Source organism: Caballeronia pedi (assembly GCF_001544915.2).
Lineage (GTDB): Bacteria > Pseudomonadota > Gammaproteobacteria > Burkholderiales > Burkholderiaceae > Caballeronia > Caballeronia pedi.
The window spans coordinates 1-18,649 of sequence record NZ_FCOE02000072.1; the positions used below are offsets into that span (position 1 = coordinate 1).

The following is an 18,649-nucleotide window of genomic DNA, read 5'->3' on the forward strand; positions in this document are numbered from 1 at the left end:
AATCCCAACGGTCCTCCGAACAACAACCTGCAGCGCCTTGCGCGGCCCGAAGTGTTTCTGGCCCTCAGCGAGGCGATTAGGCAAGTTCGTCAGGAAGGCGTCGCGGTACGCAAGACTGGGGTGCGGATTGCTGATGCCAATGGACCGCAGACCATCAGTCTCGAAGTTCATCCGCTTCAGACTGCTGGCACAGAGGGGCGCTGGCTACTGATCTTTTTCGAGAGTCGGCCGCGATCGGACGAGTTGCCAGCACCGCCGCAGGATACGTTAGGGGCGCTGATGCGCCAGACGTTGCGGCAGCGACTGGGCCGCAGGATTGCCGCCCAGGGCGCCGATCCCAGAGACGACGAAATTGCCCGTCTGAATGCCGAACTCGGCGCCATGCGTACGCAGATGCGAACCATGCTCGAAGAGCACGAAAGCGCTCGGGAGGAGCTCAAATCGAGCGAAGAAGAGCTTCTCTCGAGTAACGAGGAATTCCAGAGCACCAACGAAGAGCTGGAGACCGCCAAGGAAGAACTGCAGTCGCTCAACGAGGAGTTGTTGACCACCAACGACGAGTTGCGCTATCGCAACCGAGAACTCAGGACGGTCCACGACGAAGTGACGAGTGCCCGCGACTATGCCGACGCGATCATCGAGACGATGTCCGAACCGCTCCTCGTGCTGCAACCGGACCTGCGTGTGACGCGCGCCAATCGCGCGTTCTACGAGACATTCCATACGACCGCCGACGTAACGATCGGCACGCTGCTGTATGCGTTAGGCAACGGCCAATGGAACATTCCGAGCCTGCGCGAATTACTCGAAAACATCCTGCCTCAGCAAGCGGTCGTCCGCGATTTCCCGATCTCGCACGATTTCCCTCGCATTGGACCCCGTACGATGCGGCTGAATGCTGCGCGCGTAATCGGGCCTGCGCATGAACTCATCCTGCTGACTATCGAAGACATTACCCAGCATCAACTTGCCGTCGAACGTCTGGAAGCGGCGGATCGTCACAAGGATGAATTCCTGGCGATGCTCGGGCACGAACTGCGCAACCCGCTCGCCGCGGTGGGTAACGGACTTGAAATTTGGGGTCGTCCGGATGTCGACAGCGACACACAAGCATTGGCGCGAGCCGCGGCGACGCGTCAGTTGCATCATGAGATCGGCCTGGTCAATGACTTGCTGGACGTGTCACGCGTGACGCGCGGCATCATCAAGCTCAACATCGAGCCCGTCGATTTGGTGCAGATCGTCCAGCAAAGCGTCACCGTGCTGCACGCTGAGGTTCGGGGGCACCAGCACGAACTCGTACTTTCACTGCCGACGCATCCCGTCCTGATCGATGGCGATGCCATGCGGCTCGAGCAGGTCGTCACCAACCTGTTGAGCAACGCCATCAAGTACACCCGCCCGGGTGGTCGCATTAGGATTTCGCTCTCGGCTGACAGCAGCGAGGCCGTCCTGACGGTGACCGATAATGGCATTGGCATGACGGCGGACTTCCTGCCCACTATCTTTACCATTTTCGTTCAGGCAGAACGCACGCTGGACCGCAAGTCGGCGGGGTTGGGATTGGGACTTGCCTTGGTGCATCAGTTGGTTGAACTGCATCTCGGAACCGTACGGGCATTCAGCGATGGTCTGGGCCAAGGCAGTGTCTTCGTGGTGCGGCTTCCAATATCGAACGCAAAAGCGCAATCGTCGCCAGAGCGGGATTCGACTCATGACGCGACCGTGATCGCTGCGACCAGCAAGATCCTCGTAGTGGACGACAACACGGATGCGGCCGAGAGCACGGCGATGGTGCTGAGGCTCGACGGACATGAGGTGAAGATCGCGGGTGACGGCGCATCTGCCTTACAAGTCGCAGCGGGCTTTCGGCCGGACATCGTGCTACTTGACATTGGACTACCCGACATGGACGGCTACCAAATCTGCCGCGAGTTACGGACGACGCGCGAATGTGCTGGAAGCTTGCTCATCGGGCTCAGCGGTTACGCAGGGGAGGAGTATCGCGAGCGTGCCCGACAAGCTGGTTTCGACCATTACATGGTCAAGCCGGCAACCATTACGGACCTAAACCGCATCATGACGTCCTCGCGTATAACTCAAAAATGAGCCGACAGAGACTCCTAGAGTGTAACGGGACATTCGGTACGACGTCGCCACGTCAAATAAAAACTGAGCAGACGCGTTCTAACGCCTACGCCTCACTACTTTTCGCGACATCGCGCGATGGTTTTGCTGCTCGACGATCCAACGTTAGATGCACAGCCATGACAGTACACTGCATAGCGCATGGCGCCCAAACTCGAACAGCTTTCCCCGGAAGATGGCGCCGAGCACGCAGACACAACGTTTTTTGGGCATGCCCATTGAGGTGGATTTCGCGATGGGCGGCGACATTGCTTCCGGTGCGGGCGCTCCCCGAGATGAGGGCCCAGTCAAACCGGCATAGCGTGGGCGAACGAAGGCGGGCGCACAGTCCGGCTTTGTTCTTCTGTGGACGCTCCTGCTGACGTATCCGCTCATGACCGCAATTCAGCTCGTGAGCGCGCGCATTGGCCGGGTGACCGGCAAGGGCTTGGCTTCGAACATGCGCGTGCACTATCCGCGCTGGCTGCTTTACAGCGCCGTAATTCTGCTGGTGCTCGCCAATGTGATCAACATCGCCGCGGACCTCTCAGCAATGGGCGCAGCGGTCGGACTGCTGGTGCGTGGTCTGCAGCAACTCTTCGTGGTCGTTCTGGGCGGCGTTTCGGTCGTCCTGCAGATCTTTATTCCCTATGATCGGTAGGCTCGCCTTCTCAAGTCGACGGCTCTGGCGCTCTTAGCCTATGTCGTCGTCGCGCTCATTGTTCCGATACGATGGAGTGATGTGACGCATGCGATATTACGGCCTCGCATCTCGATGACGTCGGACGATCTGACCACGATTGTTGCCGTGCTGGGAACCACCACCAGTCCGTATTTGTTCTTCTGGCAGGCGTCGCAGGAAATCGAGGAAATGCGCTCTCAGCCGGGTCAAGGACCGTTGCGCCGGGTACCGCATCAAGCGCCGGCGCAGGATCAGCTTCGACACCTGGATCGGCATGGGGGTGTCAAACGCCATCGCATTCTTTATCGTTCTGACCGCAGCAGCGACCCTTCATCTGCACCACATTGACGTGAAAACGTCCGCCGATGCCGCGCGGGCGCTTGAGCTGATCGCCGGACGTTTTGCGTATGTGCTGTTTGCGCTAGGCATCATCGGTACGGGCGTGCTGGCGCTTCCTGTCCTTGCCGGCTCGGCCGCCTATGCCGCCGCAGGCAGCTTGCGCTGGCGCAGCAGTCTCGCGCTGCATCTGACGCTCGCACGCGAATTCTATGCGGTGATCGCGCTGGCAATCGGTGGCGGCGTAGCAATCACATTCATGCACTTCGATCCGATTCGTGCGCTGTACTGGAGCGCAGCGATCAATGGGGTCGCCGCGGTGCCAATCATGTTGATCATTATGCTCATGGCGCGAAGCCAGCGTGTCATGGGCGAGTTCGCTGTCGGCGGCGTATTAGCTTGGGGTGGGTGGCTCGCGACGCTCGCGATGGCGCTTGCATCGGTGGGCGTGTTTGTGCCCGGGTAAGATAGGAATTCGAAGGGGCCGTCCGAGATTGTTATAGATTGCTAATCGTTTTGCGGGCGTCGCTTGCTCTCTCCTCACCGTAGATCGGTACCGGATCGCCGAAAGGCTTCCTCAGAGCACTGCGAAGCTCGGTCCTAGATCGGACAATGTCCGCGCCCGGCGGTAAGACTTGACCTTCTGTTATTTGCGGAGCGAGCCTCCGCGGCGCGAATACTCATCATCCGGAAAAGCCCGTGCAATGATTTACCCTTCGATCGAAGGCATCAATCGCGACCGCCTTGCCGTCCTTGATCACTTCTCCTCGGCAAGCGCGGGATGGAAGATGATCGGCGCCGTGGCAAGTCGGGTTGAGCCGCGCATGGCTTCCGCGACGCCAAAACCGTCGCCGCTCGCCGCTCGCCGTTTCCGATGGCGAGGACGAGAGGACGACGACGTGCGGCGTCGGTGTTTGCGGGGCATGGAAGGCCGCCAAGCCGTAGCTGCAACAGAGTTGCGGGGCCGGAGGCGATAAGCGCTGCGAAGAGTGCGGCCGCCAAGGCCGCCTCGTCGTCAACGACCGGTACGGCAACGGGAGGGGTGGCGGGGTCAAAGAAACGGGTCGCCCACTCTCCAGGTATTGAAAAGACAATTTGCAAGGCAGTAGATGCGTCAGACAGTCTTCTCTTCACCTGCGCCACGCTCATCCGGTCCGCTCCTGGTCTTCTTTCTCTGCCGCGAGCGCCTCCCGCGATTAGGGATCGGACACTTCCCCTCGCTCACGCAAATACGAAATACGGTTTGCGCCAGCATTATTCTGGCGTAACAGTCTTGCACCTTGCCCAAACATCGGAGCCCTTCCGAGGGCTTCCCAAAACACGATCGGGACCTGCCGTTCGCAAGCCGTCGTTCCTGCTAGAGGACCGGCACACGGCTTGCGCATCGCGAATACCTACAACAGGATCGAATTCAGGGAGACAGCATGAAACTTCTGACCACTCGAGACGGCCTTCCACGGCTGTCATGGGGTGCGATTATCGCCGGCGTCATTTTGTCGATGATCGTGTATCTGATCATGAGCGTGCTCGGCACGGCGATTGGCGCGTCGCTGCTTGCCCCAATGTCCAAACCGGATACGTTACGCGGCTTTGGATTTGGCTCGGGCGTATGGGTGATCGTCACGACGGTACTCGCCGTCTTTGTCGGCTCGTACTACTCGGGACGCTGTGCACCCGTGCTCGGCTGGCTGCACGGCCTGCTCTCGTGGGCCGTTATGACGCTTTTGGTCGTCTACGGGATGACGTCGCTGATCACCGGCGCCGTGAGCACAGCCGGCAGCATCGCTGCGACGAGCGCGCAGGTTGGCGCAACCGCTGCGAATCAATCTGGCAACGCCAATCAACTAGTCGGCTCGGCTAAGCAGCAGGTTCAGGCGGCAGTGGCGTCGGCGGCGTCGGCTGCGTCGAGCCCGGACGCCGAACAGAATGCGCGCCAGGCCGCTGAAACCGCTGCGCGGGGTGTCGCACGCGCAAGCTGGTTCTCGTTCGCGGCACTGATCGTCGGCGCGATCATCGCCATCGTGTCAGGCGGTGCCGGTTTTCGTCATCAGCCGCCGTTTGAGGAAAGCGGCGGATCGGTAGCGGATCGTGATGCCGTAGCGGCTCGCAACCGCGCGGTGCCGGGCGGCGGCCGTCTTTGAACCGTGGTTATTGCGTGCGCGTCTGACATGGAGAGAAACCGATGAAACCGGACGAAGAATCCCCCGGAAATACAATGCCGCCCGCTGATCCGTTAAATGAGGCGCGCCTTTCGGCCGTTCAGGAAGAGCTTTCCGTAGGCGTCAGGAAGACCGAGACAGGCGCGGTGCGCGTCCGAAAGGTCGTACACGAGGAGATGCAGCCCGTTTCACTGCGGCTGCGGAGCGAACAGGTCGAAGTGCGGCGGGTCGCATTGAACCGTCCGGTCGAGGAACGGCGCGAGCCGCGACGCGAGGGCGACACACTCATTATTCCTGTCTATGAATACGTGCCCGTAGTGACGATGCAGTTGATGCTGAAAGAAGAGGTGTACGTCACGACGACCGAGACAGCGCGGGACGTCATGCACCAGGTTCTTATGAACTCCGAAGAGCTGATCGTCGAGCGGCGCGAAGGGCCGCACGGTGAATGGAAACGAGATCCTGATGCAGGCTGACAGGCGCGGGAACGTGCGTTGCGGTTTTCGCTACACGCGCTTCACTCTCGGCTTGCGTGAGCCATTTTCTTCTGGAGTTGCTGAAATGTCTCAGACCATTATCGGTGTGTTCAATACGTTCCAGGAGGCCGAGCTTGCCCAGACGCGCCTTGAAGGGGAAGGCATTCCGCGCTCGGACATGAGCGTGCTTTCGAACGATGAAGGTTCGTCATTGCAGACTGACGGGACCACGCGTGACGTCGCCGTGGATCGTCCCGTGGGCGAGGCGCACGAAGGGGCGATGGGCCGCATCGAACATTTCTTCAAGCGCCTCTTCGGCGACAGCGACCGCCCAGAGGAGATCGGCCACTATCACGAGGCAATTCGTCGTGGCAGTGCGCTGCTATCGGTAGAAGTCGCAGATGAATCCTCGGTTGAGCGTGTCCGCGATGGGCTGTACGCCGCGGGGGCGATTGACATTGATTCGCGCGTGGCGCAGTGGCGCAACGCGGGCTATACCGGCTATGACCAAAACGCCCCCGTTTACACGGCGGACCAGGTCGCGGCGGAACGGCAGGCGTTTCCGGTCGTGCAGGAATCGTTGGAAGTCGGCAAGCGAGAAGTGCACACCGGTGGAGTGCGGGTCTACTCACGGGTGACCGAAACGCCGGTCAGCGAATCCGTGACACTCCGCGAAGAGCATGCGAGCGTTGAGCGTCGACCGGTCGACCGCCCGGCGACCGAGGCGGATCTGAGGGAAGGCGTTGTTGAGATTAAGGAAACGGCGGAGCAAGCAGTGGTCGCAAAGACGGCACGCGTCGTTGAGGAAGTGGTAGTGGGCAAGGAAGGATCGAGCCGGACAGAGACTATCAACGACACGGTTCGCGGCACGAAGGTCGAGATCGAACGCACGCCAGGTGTGGAAGGCGTGGCCGGTGCCGATGAAACATCCGCCCCTGTCCCCGGCACGAAGAATACGCCACTTTGAATCGCTTCGCTCACTACGGACGGCGGCCATCCGTTCCAGCGGTTGAGCTGGTCGCCGTTCGGAACGAGAGTAATCGGAGCGCGGCCGTCGCTCCGCCACATAACAAGCAAGTTATGCGAAGACCGAACGAGTTGGTTGTTGTCAGGACTTTCTTGGGTAGTTGGGCCGATATGGGAGGGGTCGCTAAGCCTTGCCGTGGCGCGGCCCGGACGTCCGCATCGCGGGAATAGTCGACGGCGGCGACCAACGGGCCTTTGTTCGCCAACCTTTATTCGCCGATGTGGTCGCTGCAATTTGATCAGCCTGCACGAAGGCGGCTATCCAGAGGCGGATGCAGATGCCATGCTGCGGGCATCGCGAAGTCTGCGGACCACAGCGTTACCGATATCAGATTGGAGGCTGCGTGGCTGCACGCACACGCGGTATTACGTAGATGACTTCTGCAGTTCGGAGGCTTTTTTATGAGCATCATCGGAGACCTTTGCTCAGATCTTGACTTCAAAGCGAAAGCAGAACAGGCGGTGAAGGCTTTCTTCGAGGACAATTATCGAGAGGAAATTCACGGCAAACACGGCGGCATGTTCGATGCCGACGTGACGAAGGCAACAGTCACCCTCAGAGACATCACGCCCGATACTGTCGATGGCCTTTCTGCAACCGTCGCTGTGTCCGGCGAAGTAGTTCTTGAAGTTCAGTACATGGACGAGGAGGGCGATGACCAAGAGATGACGGTCTACGGCAGTCTCGACGGGTCTCTTTCGATCGAATTCCCCTCTCAGATATTGGCGTTTGAACACCGTTATTCCATTCTGTTGGACGTTGAAATCGCCGAAGCGGATGTGAAGTTCTCTCCCTACGATTCTGAAGAAGCATAAGCACGGTCGGGTGAGGCGTTTTTTTAAGGAGTCTAGAAGACGGCTCTCTTCGGAGTCCGGGATGGCACGGGGGACGAGCAGAACGTCGAGATTGGCCGCCAGAACTGCGAGCGTGCTTTAGATGTCAACGTCGAAGGAGAGCATGGCTAGACGGGGTCAAGCAGCGCACTACCGTCAGCGACAAACGAAATCCGCCTACCGCCTACCGGCTGCGGGAAGCAGAGCGAAGTGGACTCGGGCGAGTCATCGAAAGGTCACCAGGAGCATCCGTGGCAACGCTGACAGGTTCGTTGCCGCTACCTGAATTCAAGGAAGGCGACAAAAGGGGATCGATCGCGCCGAACGTCTTCCGCGCGGCAAGCGGCCATAGGGTGGGGCTCGCTGATCGACGAAGCATGCGCCGCGGGCGGCGTGTCGCGTGAAGAGCCGCTGCACGCAATTGAGCGAGCGGCACTTGCCTGCCACGCTCTGCCCGGTCGGATCGTCGTGGCATCGTTCACGCTCAAGGGCGAACTCGCCCAAGTTGGAAGTGCCAACGCTGATCTATGCGTCGAAAAAGAGAATCTGACGCCAAACGGACCTGCTATAGCAGTCAGAACGAGGCCGCCATGCCACCGCGCAGGCATTCACTCTTCTGCCCATCTTCAAGGGAACGCCGGTCGTGATGGTCGAGGACGAGCAATACATCGATAAGCAGATCGAGCGACTCAGGGAAGACGAGGGCGCCGCCGCCAAGTAGCGTGGAACGGCAGTCGTCGCCTCGCCCGGCCTTCTTTCGGCATTTCCCGCAGATGGTGAAACCGGACACCACCAGGGAGAGCAGCAATAATAGTGGTCGGCGCTCAGAGCTGCTTGAGCTCTTCTCCGCGTAGGACCCTCCCACCGGCTGACAATCACGCCGCTTTGAGAGATTGGCGTCGGCAGTGCCCCAAATAGCAGATCTCACGATTGCAGGACGGCTGCTCCGGGCGCGTGGCACCTGAGTTGCTAAATGGCATACGGGAACCATTCTAGAGACGCCATCAAATGTAATGGCATCGTTGTTTCAATCGTAACCGGGGCGATTCTCGCGGCTCCGCTGGGAGCTATCGCGCAGACGCAGGCGGTCAGCGCCACCTAGGCAAACGATCTTCCGCAGGTGGACAAGGACTTCGTGGAGGCAGCGACCCAATCAAGCCTCGACGCCCGGCAAAACGCGAACCGGGCTTGCGAGCCGTTTGTTTATTGGACTTCCTTTGTGTCGATCACGGGTTCCAAACCAATATCACGCCACTCAGAGCCGCTTCCAAAACGGGTGCCACGGGCGTCGCCGTCTTCGCACAAGTGTATTAACCGTAAAGCGGGAAAGACCAACCCAAATACCCTGTGCCGGCAAGGCGACGCTCGCGCGAGTGAGTCGGGCGCGACTGTGACGGGAGCCATTTGGACGCGAGCTTGAAATACGCCTCGCTTTAGCTTTCCGATGCGGGATTGTCCGCCGGCGCTGCTGGGACCGTGTCGCCCATCCTAGGCTCCTTTGCCAGTTGGTGCTGCGCAAGCAGCCAAAACTCATCCGAACGCCCATCCGGGCTACCGGCTTCTTTCCATAGCCAGTAAGCTAGCGTTTGGATTTGCTCTTCGCCTGCAGGTACGTCCATGATCGTCTCCATGAATTGAGCTTGCCCCATCTCGCAAGCAGCCAACCTCACAAACATCAGAAATGCAGACGCCGCCCAATGGTCTCGTGTTGCAACGGCCTGCGACGCAATGCGAGGAAGCGACCCGATAGACGCACGCACTCGTAGCTCCTCATCAGTCGCCTATCTCTACCCAGACGCTTCTCCGTGGGGGTGCCGACGCAATTGCCGTACCGCCTCATGGGTAGGCACGTGCAGGACAGAATCTTCGCCTCGGTCGACGAAAATGTTCGATCTCTCGGAGGAACGGGGATTGCGCCGGCAATACTGGCGCTGTTAGCCGCCCGCTCGCTCACCAGTCAAACTGATCGAAGGAGTCGCCATGGCATCGAAAACCTTGCAGGATCTTTTTATTCATTCGCTTTCGGACGTGTACAGCGCAGAGAAACAGCTGACGCGGGCGTTGCCTAAGATGGCACGAGCCAGCAAGAACGCGAACCTACGCGCGGCATTCGAAACGCACCTTGAAGAGACGCGCGGCCAGATCGAGCGCATCGATCAGGCAGTTGAGAGTTGCGGAATCAAACTCAAGCGCATCAAATGCGTTGCAATGGAGGGACTGGTCGAAGAAGGGCAAGAGCAAATTGAGGACTTTGAAGAAGGCCCAATCCGCGATGCCGCGTTGATCGCGGCGGCCCAGAAAGTGGAGCATTATGAAATTGCCACCTATGGCACCCTGGCGACCCTTGCCGATCAACTCGGTTTCAAGGAGGCAAGCAAGCTCCTTCTCGAAACGCTCGCCGAAGAGAAAACAACTGACGAAAAGCTGACGCAGCTCGCCAAACTGGAGGTGTCCAAAGAAGCGCAGGCCGCCGCGGCCTGATTGCAAGCTCTGAGTAGTAAGCCGCCCCGGCGATGAGGCGGCTTGTCCGACTGTCATACGCCTACGGCCCTCGCTCCAAGAAGCTGGATCACCTCGCTTCCTCTTCCGACGTCCCACAATCGCCCTCGACGCACGCAGACGGCGGGCCTTCAGGCTCCTCTCACGATCCGTAACGGCAAGTGTGTGGATGCGCAACCGCGGGGATTAGTCAGCGGGCTTTTAGCATTCGAAGTGCCACTCGTTGTAGAGGTCTTCGTAGAGCGCCCGGCGCGGCGCGCCAGCGAAGACCGTGCACGCCTACCGCGCCCGGCGACGCGGAGAGCGCTGCGCCGCAGCCGAAGACGGCGTCGTCGAGATGAGGAGCGATCACCAGGATGAGGGGCCGCGTCCGTGGGTTGCCGCGCAGCGTAGATCAATGGCCGTGGGTCGCCGGTGACCGACCCTCATGGCTTAAGCACGACCTTGATGCAGCCATCCTCCTTGTCGCGAAATGTCTTGTACATATCGGGCCCTTCGGCAAGCGAGACACGGTGCGTGATGACGAAGGACGGATCGATCTGGCCTTCCTGAATGCGGCGCAAAAGGTCGTCGGTCCAGCGGTTCACGTGCGTCTGGCCCATCCGCCATGTCAGTCCCTTGTTCATCGCCGCGCCGAAGGGAATCTTGTCGATCAACCCGCCATAGACACCTGGCACCGAGAGCGTGCCCGCGGGACGGCATACGTAGATCATCTCGCGCAGCACGTGCGGACGGTCAGTCTCGAGCATCACGGCCTGCTTCGCGCGATCGTAAACCGCGTCGAAGGAACGCGTCGCATGCGACTCCATGCCGACCGCATCGATGCACTTTTCGGGGCCCTTGCCTTGCGTCAGATCCTTAAGGCGATCGAGCACACTTTCTTCCTTGAAGTCGATCGTGACGGCACCTGCGGCGCGCGCCATCGCTTGGCGCTCGGGCACGCGATCGATCACGACGACCTGTTTCGCACCGAGCAGAATGGCGCTGCGCACGGCCATCTGTCCGACGGGACACGCCCCCCAAATCGCGACTGTATCGGTCGGATCGATGTCGCATTGCGCGGCTGCCTGCCAACCAGTCGGAAAGATGTCGCCGAGAAAGAGCACCTGCTCGTCGCTGAGGCGCTCGGGAATCTTGACGTGCGTCTTGTCCGCGAACGGCACTCGCACGTATTCAGCCTGTCCGCCGGGGTAGCCGCCTGTCAGATGCGTGTAGCCGAAGAGGCCCGCCGTCGCGTGGCCGAAGAGTTTTTCAGCAGCATCCTTGTTGCGGTTGCTTCGCTCGCACACGGAAAAGTTGCCGCGTCTGCATTGATCGCATTCGCCGCAGATGATGGTAAATGGCACGACCACGCGCTCGCCAATTCCTAGCGCCGCATTTTCGCTGCCCACTTCGACGACCTCACCCATGAATTCATGCCCCATCACATCGCCGGACTTCATGCCGGGCATGAAGCCATCGAACAGATGCAGATCCGAACCGCAGATCGCGCACGTCGAGACCTTGATGATCGCGTCGCGCGGATGCTCAATGCGCGGGTCGGGGCACCGTCTCGTAGCGGATGTCTTTCTTGCCTTGCCAGATGAGCGCTTTCATGAGTTGCGTCCCTTGAGCGTGAGCGGTGCATAAAGTCAGCAATACAGGTACCGCCCGTTCCCGGGCCGAGCGTTCGGCTTGCGAGTGCGCTGCGCCGCCATGCTGGCTGGCTGCGCTGAATGCGAGCGCGCATCGTGGCGAGCACAATGCGCGGATGCGACGCAACCGCCGGGAGTCACGGTCGTAAAAAACGGCGTGCTGTCCTCGCCTCCTGCCGGACGTATCTGGCCGGGTTTTTTAGAAACGTGGCTATCGTCGACGGAAATGTCATCGATTCGGGGCCCGACGCGTCGGCCCGGGTTAGTAGTCCAGAGCGTGAGGCTATTGGCGGCGGTCAGGATGCCCGACAGCCAACCTAAGGAAACCGTCGCGGGGATTTACACGCCGGCATTCGGTCCATGTCGGGGCGCCCAGGCAAGCGACCAACACGGCGGGTGAGCCGGGTGCGGTCTTTGCTCGACGCCTTTGGCATATGAGGAGAGTGCGATGAAGGTAGCGTTCAGATCAGTCTTTAAGTACAGAGCCAATCGCGTCGTGCCCGTGACGCCCAGTACGATTCGAAGCACCGATCCGCGCTCGGCGTACGGCACGCTGCCCAGCAAGGTCGAGGACGATTCGAGCCTGTTGGGCGCGAGCGTGATTGAAGATCGGCAAGGACATACGCAACCTGAGGTGCGACGGCTCCTTGATTCAGCCGACGTTTGTTAGAGGGGAAGGACGACCTTGTATGCCCGAGTCAAATGAGACGTGGGCGGCAGAATCGCGGGTAGAACGGTGAGCACGTACCTGCGCGAAAACGCCAGCGGCGCGCGTGTCGCGGAATAAGGAGAGAATCATGAATGAACAGAAAGGACAGGATCGCATTCGTCGTCGCGCCTATGAGATTTGGGAGCGGGAAGGAAGTTCCGAGGGGCGCGCCGAGGAGTTTTTGGAGCAGGCGATAGCGTCGATCGGTGCGGAAGATGCGCAGAATCGCGACAACGGCCGGGCGCCAAACGGCGATACCAACGCGGCGCAATATGGGGCCGAGCGCGAGGCAGCGAAAGAGAACGAGCACGGCGCGAACGGAAAGGAGCATCGCTAGCGCCACAGTGCTTACAGCGCTCTACACGTCGCGCTGACCCGTAATGGGACGGCACTCATGCTGGGGTGGCTGTCCATCGGAAGCGCTCAGGGCATCGTCAACTGCGTAATGATTCCGATCACGAAGCGCGCGTCGTCGCTGGCGAGGAAAGCAATCACTGCCGCGATATCGTCGGGCTTCGTCGCTCGTCGGCTAGCATGTCCCGCAGGAGACGGCCTCAGTCAGACTTAAGCACACCGGATTGACGCGCACACCGTCGCGACCGTCGAGGCCATGGCGAGCACACGTGTGAAGTTGATCACCGCGCCCTTCGCCGCACCGTGGAAGCGCATACCCCATGTCGAGCCCCGAAAATGGGCGACGGATGCCTCTGGACACAAACGAATCGTAAAGGGTCGCAGGCTGGTCAACATGTTCGGCACCTACCGCATGGACGCTTCTTGGCTGTGGGCAGAGCGGGGGATTTCAGCTATTCATTATCCGGTGCTCATTGGCTGTTTGGACTTCATGCAAAGCACAACGAAGCGGAGCAACTTCGCTGGCCATCGCGCCAGGCGCGTTAGCGCCGCATCGCCTTGGGTTGTGGCAGCAGGACGCCGAATACCTCCGTATGTACAGCGTTTTGCAACTCCGTCGCGCTGCGGGCATTCATGATGCTGCGAGGAACTCACGTCTCCCGGTGAAAGCGATGAAACCCACATCATTCATGAGCCGCGCCACCGACTGGCCACTGCGCACCTTCAAACGCTTCAGCGCCGACCGATGTGCGCCAATGGCTGCAAGCATCGCGTTCTACTCGGCGTTCTCGCTGGCGCCGACGCTCGTGATGGTGATCGCCGTCGCGGGCCTTGTGTTTGGTGCGCCAGCCGCGCGCGGAAAGGTCTTCGAGCAGGTAAATGGCATGCTTGGCAAGGACGCCGCTGCGAGCGTGCAGGCCATCGTCGAGCACGCCCATCAGACGGGCGACGGCGGCATAGCGGCAGCGATTTCCTTCGTCCTGCTGGTCGTCGGGGCGTCGGCCACGTTTTCGTCGCTCAATACGGCGCTTTCCGTCATTTGGCCCGCCGATGACAAGCCTAAGTCGGGGGTGGGGACACTCGTCAGGGTGCGGCTGATTTCCTTAAGCCTCGTCATGGGCGTGGCCTTTCTGCTGATCGTGTCGTTGGTGCTCGACACTGCGGTGCAGGCCGCAGGCAAATGGGTGTTCGGCGAGTCGCCGCTCGTGATCGTCGTCGACATCGTGCAGTTCGTGCTCGGGCTGGCGATCCTCTCGGGCGCCTTCGCGGCATTGCTGAAATACCTGCCCGATGGTCACGTCGGCTGGCGTGATGCCCTTGTCGGCGGAGCGATCTCCGCTGTGCTGTTCTCGATTGGCAAGAAGCTGTTTGCGCTGTACTTGACGCACGCGGGCACAGCCAGCGCGTTCGGTGCGGCGGGCTCGCTCGCGGTGCTGCTGATGTGGCTGTACTTCGCTGCGGCCGTGCTCCTGCTCGGCGCGGAAGCCGCGATCTCGCGGATCGAGGCGCGCGAGGGCGAAGCGTCACACAGGTCGGCCTCCGCCACGCCGCAGGCAGCCATGGGTTCGACCGACGAGGCGGAGGCGGACGTAGCGCTCGTGTCGTTCGCACGCAGTCGTGTGCCCGAGGGCGCGTTGTCCCGTTCACCGGCTGTTGCAAAGGACGCCGACGGCACGACGCTAAGTCCGCGGAGCTTCGCACTGGCTGCCGTGGGGGCAGGTCTATTCGTGCTTCTCAGAGGCAAGCGGCGGGCGCATGTGCGCAACCAACGTGCACATATCTGAACTACGTCCTCGGCGTTGAAGTATATCCAGTTCCGGAAGATGCCGGAATCCGACTTGCTGGCGGACGTTTGCGCGCCCGGCCACGCGAGCGGGCGGGGATCACTCACTTTCGCCGGAGTCGTCCTCGATGTCGATCGCGAGCCATCGCTTGAACCCCCTGAGCGTCAGCGCCGTGCTTTTCTCTTCCTGCCTTGCGCCCTTTCGTAGACGAACCAGTCGCGCTCGGGCAAACCGCGAACGCGCTGTATCTTCGTCTTGTTGAAACGTTCGCTATGACCGCGGAAGTGTGGCCGCCCACCGGACAGTACGTCAGATCGATCGGTACTAGACTCGAGGCAACCGGCTCGACGAGCCCGGCGCTTGAATTCGGCAGCATGGTCGAGATGCGAGACGCGAGGTATGCCCGCTTGGCCGTTCTGCGTCGGCTCCGAGCTTTGCCATCCAACCGTAGCCGCCCTTGGTCTTTCCATAGCGACGTAAAAGCCGAGTACGCACCTCGTAGCAACCCTTCGCCATGTCAGCGAACTTGATGTCGCTGCGTTGATACTGGCTGTGCACTTTGCAGATTATGTCGCCTTGCGTTGACGTAATGATGGACAGGATGTGTTGGCCGTGCGAAGCGGCATTCTGGGGAAACTGCGCGAACATGATGGACTGCCAACCGCGCACGTCGCCTGCCTGCTTCATCGCCCGAGCGCAGGAGCGCGTCGCTTTCGTTGACCATCTTCCGAACCGCTTGTACGTTCCGATCCGTAAGTGTCTGCGGACGGCTCGCGAAGCGCCCAGTTACGTTGAGAAACGCCTGCAAATTGGCGCGCGCGAGAGACGGAATCTGGTAGGCAGTCGGTGAACGGGATGACCGCTGCGTGAACTAGGAAATTGCAACAAGACGCGCTTACGGTGGACCGGAGCGACGATCACTACGCTTCTGACACGAAGCAATATGAACGCAAAGACAGTCGAGTCAACTTTTGACGTGCACCGTTCGCGATCGTGCAGCGCTTCAGGTCGTCCCTGCGAAGAGGAGCGATTCATGTTCGTTCATAACAAGCGCTCCAATACACCGTTCGCGTGGCTGCCCCGAATCCGGGTCTCGCCAACCTGCTGCTCGAGCAGTTCGGCGGACCGCAGGGCGAATTAGGCGCGGCCAGCCGATATTTCACTCAGGCTGTCAGCGAAGACGATGCTGGCCGTAAAGATCTGCTCTTCGACATCGCAACCGAAGAACTCAGCCATCTGGAAATCATTGGCTCCATCGTCGCCATGCTCAACAAGGCCGCCAAGGGCCAGCTTGCCGAGGCTGTCGAGTCGGAGGCCGAGTTATATCGCGCGATGACAGGCAACGGCAGCGATTCGCATATCACGGCGCTGCTGTACGGAGGCGGGCCCGCGCTCACGAATTCCGCGGGCGTGCCGTGGACATCTGCCTACGCCGACACGATCGGCGAGCCAACCGCTGATCTTCGCCCGAACATCGCTGCGGAAGCACGCGCCAAAATCGTCTACGAGCGGCTCATCAACCTCACGGACGACCCGGGGATCAGAGACGCGCTCGAATTCCTGATGACCCGCGAGATCGCCCACCAGAAGTCATTCGAAAAGGCGCTGCATGCGATCCAACCCAACTTCCCGCAGGGCAAGTTGCCGGGCGTGCCTGAGTACACGAGCGTCTACTACAACATGTCTCGGGGCGAGGACGCGCGCGGCCCATGGAACGCGGGAAATGATTGGAGTTCATCGAGGATCCGCAGCCGGCAGTCGACGGCGGAGACGGCACGGGTGCCGACATCGGTTCTAGTCAGGCGAGCTAATTGCTCAGATCGGATTCGACGAGGTAGGTAAGCCGGGCGGGTTCTACCCGTGCGGCTTGCCATCAGGTCAATCTTCAGCCACAGGCCGGACCCTGTGGCACTCGCTAATAAAAAATCAAAGGAAGACCATGCTCAGCGTCGTTATTCCTGCGCATAATGAAGCTAGCCTTATCAAACCATGCCTGAATTCCGTCCGCGTCGCCGCCTCGCATCCACGACTCGGTGGCGAGCGCGTGCTAATCGTGGTAGTCGCCGATGGCTGCAGTGACCTCACCGAAGCGATCGCGGTTTCATGCGGTGCGCTCGTCCTCAGCACTTGCAAACGCAACGTCGGGAGTGCGCGTGACCTTGGGGCGCGTCTAGCCATCGCCCACCAAGCACGGTGGCTTGCTTTCACGGACGCTGATACCACCGTACACGCGGACTGGCTGGTCGAGCAACTCGAGTGTGCAACGGACGCAGTGTGTGGTGTGATCACAGTCTCCGATTGGGCGGGGCACCACGCCGAAACGAGAGATGACTTTGTCACGACATACCGCGATATAGAGGGACACCGCCATGTCCATGGCGCGAATCTCGGACTGTCCGCGCTCGCGTATGAAGTAACCGGCGGATTTCAGCCGCTCACCTTCAACGAGGACGTCGCACTCGTCCAAGTGCTCACGGAGAACGGCTTCTCCATCGCCTGGACCAACAAGGTGCGGGTCGATACCAGCGCACGAATGGAATCTCGCACCCCGAGGGGCTTTGGTGCCACCTTGCGCGCGGTATCGGAAAAGCTCAAAGCGGGGCCTGTTGGATCGTTGAGTGCTCATCCCCGTTACCCCGGCTCAAGTCACGCTGACGCAGCAAACGAGGCACAGGGGAACGGGCAGATTCTCGGCGCACCAAGAGCCGCCGCCACACCGCTTGACGGTATCTGAATAGGAGCGTCACATGCCCAAAGCTGCAATCTTCGACGTTGACGGAACCTTGGTCGATTCCGTCGATCTGCACGCACTCGCTTGGCACGAGGCGTTCCTCCATTTCGGCCACAGCGTGACTTTCGAACAGGCCCGCAGCCAGATCGGCAAAGGCGCCGACAATCTGCTTCCGGAATTCCTCACGCCGCAGCAGATCGATGACTACGGCGCTGCGCTCGAACACTGGCGAGGCGAGCGATTCAAAAGCGGGTATCTGCCGTTCGTTCGCCCCTTCTCAGCGGTGCCCGCCTTGCTAACGCGATTGCGGGAAAAGGGAATCAAGCTTGCCGTTGCCTCCTCAGCAAAAAAGGACGAACTCGACGTGTACCTGCAGATTGCAGACGTCGCGGATCTTTTTGACGTGACCGTTTCTTCAGAGGATGTTCAGACCTCCAAGCCGGCACCCGATGCCTTCGAGGCGGCAATACACAAGCTTGGCGTTCCTCCGTCAGACGCGATCGCTATCGGTGACTCCCCGTATGACGCGCAAGCAGCAACACGTGCCGGCTTGCGCGCGTTGGGCTTTTTGTCTGGCGGGTTCTCCGAAGAGGCACTGCGTGAGGCAGGTTGCACGATGATTTACGCAGGGCCTAGTAGTCTTCTGGCTCGCCTCGGCACTTCCGTGTTCGGACCATAAGGCAGTCATTGACTACGTCACGCCCCTGCAAAAGGGGTCAACGGCGCCGAGGTGCCATCTCAAAGGAGAAGACATGGACGTTCCAGTCACGGAAGACCAGATCCGCAGCCTCGCCTATCAGTGGTGGGAAGAAGCGGGTGATGCCGACGGGCGCTCGGGCGTGTTTTGACGCCTGACGAAACGAGGGCCGGCGATGACCCTGCCATATCGAAGTGACGAGCCTACGCCTGCTTGTTCCTGAAGTTGCAGAAGTCTGGCGGCGAACCGGACCCGCTCGGCGAAAGCGGATGCAATAAGGAATAACTAGAGACGAAAATGTCGAAAGAGACGGCCGACAGCGTGCCGCGCCTGCATTGTTTTTCTCTGACGCTGATTGGAGCCGAATCGTGAAGAACCCGTGGCTCGACATGAGGCCTTCTGACGCGAATGCGATCATCGGTTGGACGCAAGGCCGCGTTACTGCGCAAGCGAAGCGGTAGGCCTCGATCCTTTGGTCAGTCGCGCTCACGCCGCCGCGCAAGCCGAAGAAGCGGCGCGCGCGGCGCTGAGCGCGGGTTCATCGACAGAACCGTTATTCGCGCAGCGTGTTGAGCAGATCGCCCACCGCCCGGTGTGTTGA

General features: G+C 60.4%; 13 protein-coding genes and 3 pseudogenes. 13 read left to right on the plus strand and 3 right to left on the minus strand.

Annotated features, from left to right (window positions below):
* The 6 genes and pseudogenes from AWB80_RS41400 to AWB80_RS41425 all read left to right on the plus strand — a co-directional run.
* The coding region (locus AWB80_RS41400; RefSeq protein ID WP_143328262.1) for a hybrid sensor histidine kinase/response regulator at positions 1 to 2,109 on the plus strand (2,109 nt) is incomplete at its 5' end.
* 349 nt (positions 2,110 to 2,458) lie between these two features.
* Positions 2,459 to 3,611: pseudogene (locus AWB80_RS41405) on the plus strand (NRAMP family divalent metal transporter); the annotation flags it as partial.
* 958 nt (positions 3,612 to 4,569) lie between these two features.
* Positions 4,570 to 5,286 carry a hypothetical protein gene (locus AWB80_RS41410; RefSeq protein ID WP_061180395.1) on the plus strand — a complete coding sequence of 239 codons (717 nt, stop codon included), beginning with the start codon at positions 4,570 to 4,572 and terminating at the stop codon, positions 5,284 to 5,286.
* A 41-nt stretch (positions 5,287 to 5,327) separates the two neighbouring features.
* Positions 5,328 to 5,780 (plus strand): YsnF/AvaK domain-containing protein, encoded by a 453-nt coding sequence (locus AWB80_RS41415; protein WP_061180396.1) that lies wholly within the window; start codon positions 5,328 to 5,330, stop codon positions 5,778 to 5,780.
* An 85-nt stretch (positions 5,781 to 5,865) separates the two neighbouring features.
* A complete protein-coding gene (locus AWB80_RS41420) occupies positions 5,866 to 6,747 on the plus strand; it encodes a YsnF/AvaK domain-containing protein (protein ID WP_061180397.1) in 882 nt (293 codons plus the stop codon).
* Between the two features lie 461 nt (positions 6,748 to 7,208).
* The gene (locus AWB80_RS41425; RefSeq protein ID WP_061180398.1) at positions 7,209 to 7,622 is read left to right on the plus strand and encodes a hypothetical protein; all 414 of its coding nucleotides are present in this window, start codon (positions 7,209 to 7,211) and stop codon (positions 7,620 to 7,622) included.
* A 592-nt stretch (positions 7,623 to 8,214) separates the two neighbouring features.
* Here the strand turns inward: AWB80_RS41425 and AWB80_RS41430 are convergent.
* Both AWB80_RS41430 and AWB80_RS41435 read right to left on the minus strand, forming a co-directional pair.
* The gene (locus tag AWB80_RS41430; RefSeq protein ID WP_143328263.1) at positions 8,215 to 8,448 is read right to left on the minus strand and encodes a hypothetical protein; all 234 of its coding nucleotides are present in this window, start codon (positions 8,446 to 8,448) and stop codon (positions 8,215 to 8,217) included.
* Between the two features lie 625 nt (positions 8,449 to 9,073).
* Entirely contained in the window at positions 9,074 to 9,316 is a 243-nt protein-coding gene (locus tag AWB80_RS41435; RefSeq protein ID WP_341866867.1) for a DUF2934 domain-containing protein, read from the minus strand.
* Positions 9,317 to 9,620: 304 nt separating this feature from the next.
* Between AWB80_RS41435 and AWB80_RS41440 the strand changes: the two genes are divergently transcribed.
* Positions 9,621 to 10,121 (plus strand): YciE/YciF ferroxidase family protein, encoded by a 501-nt coding sequence (locus AWB80_RS41440; protein WP_061180400.1) that lies wholly within the window; start codon positions 9,621 to 9,623, stop codon positions 10,119 to 10,121.
* A gap of 443 nt (positions 10,122 to 10,564) precedes the next feature.
* Here the strand turns inward: AWB80_RS41440 and AWB80_RS41445 are convergent.
* A pseudogene (locus tag AWB80_RS41445) lies at positions 10,565 to 11,735 on the minus strand (zinc-dependent alcohol dehydrogenase).
* A gap of 835 nt (positions 11,736 to 12,570) precedes the next feature.
* Here AWB80_RS41445 and AWB80_RS41450 point away from each other — a divergent pair.
* The 6 genes and pseudogenes from AWB80_RS41450 to AWB80_RS41475 all read left to right on the plus strand — a co-directional run bounded on the left by AWB80_RS41450 (position 12,571) and on the right by AWB80_RS41475 (position 18,199).
* Positions 12,571 to 12,819, plus strand: a complete 249-nt coding sequence (locus AWB80_RS41450; RefSeq protein ID WP_061180401.1) for a DUF2934 domain-containing protein — start codon at positions 12,571 to 12,573, stop codon at positions 12,817 to 12,819.
* Positions 12,820 to 13,507: 688 nt separating this feature from the next.
* The gene (locus AWB80_RS41455; RefSeq protein WP_061180404.1) at positions 13,508 to 14,620 is read left to right on the plus strand and encodes a YihY/virulence factor BrkB family protein; all 1,113 of its coding nucleotides are present in this window, start codon (positions 13,508 to 13,510) and stop codon (positions 14,618 to 14,620) included.
* Positions 14,621 to 15,653: 1,033 nt separating this feature from the next.
* Positions 15,654 to 16,395: pseudogene (locus AWB80_RS41460) on the plus strand (manganese catalase family protein); the annotation flags it as partial.
* Positions 16,396 to 16,559: 164 nt separating this feature from the next.
* Positions 16,560 to 17,354: a glycosyltransferase family 2 protein gene (locus tag AWB80_RS41465; protein ID WP_087132057.1), complete on the plus strand. Its 795-nt coding sequence runs from the start codon at positions 16,560 to 16,562 to the stop codon at positions 17,352 to 17,354.
* Between the two features lie 13 nt (positions 17,355 to 17,367).
* Complete coding sequence (locus AWB80_RS41470) at positions 17,368 to 18,030, plus strand: HAD family hydrolase (protein ID WP_061180402.1); 663 nt, start codon at positions 17,368 to 17,370, stop codon at positions 18,028 to 18,030.
* A 73-nt stretch (positions 18,031 to 18,103) separates the two neighbouring features.
* Positions 18,104 to 18,199, plus strand: coding sequence for a DUF2934 domain-containing protein (locus AWB80_RS41475; RefSeq protein WP_087132058.1), 96 nt, complete (start codon positions 18,104 to 18,106; stop codon positions 18,197 to 18,199).
* Positions 18,200 to 18,649 lie beyond the last annotated feature (450 nt).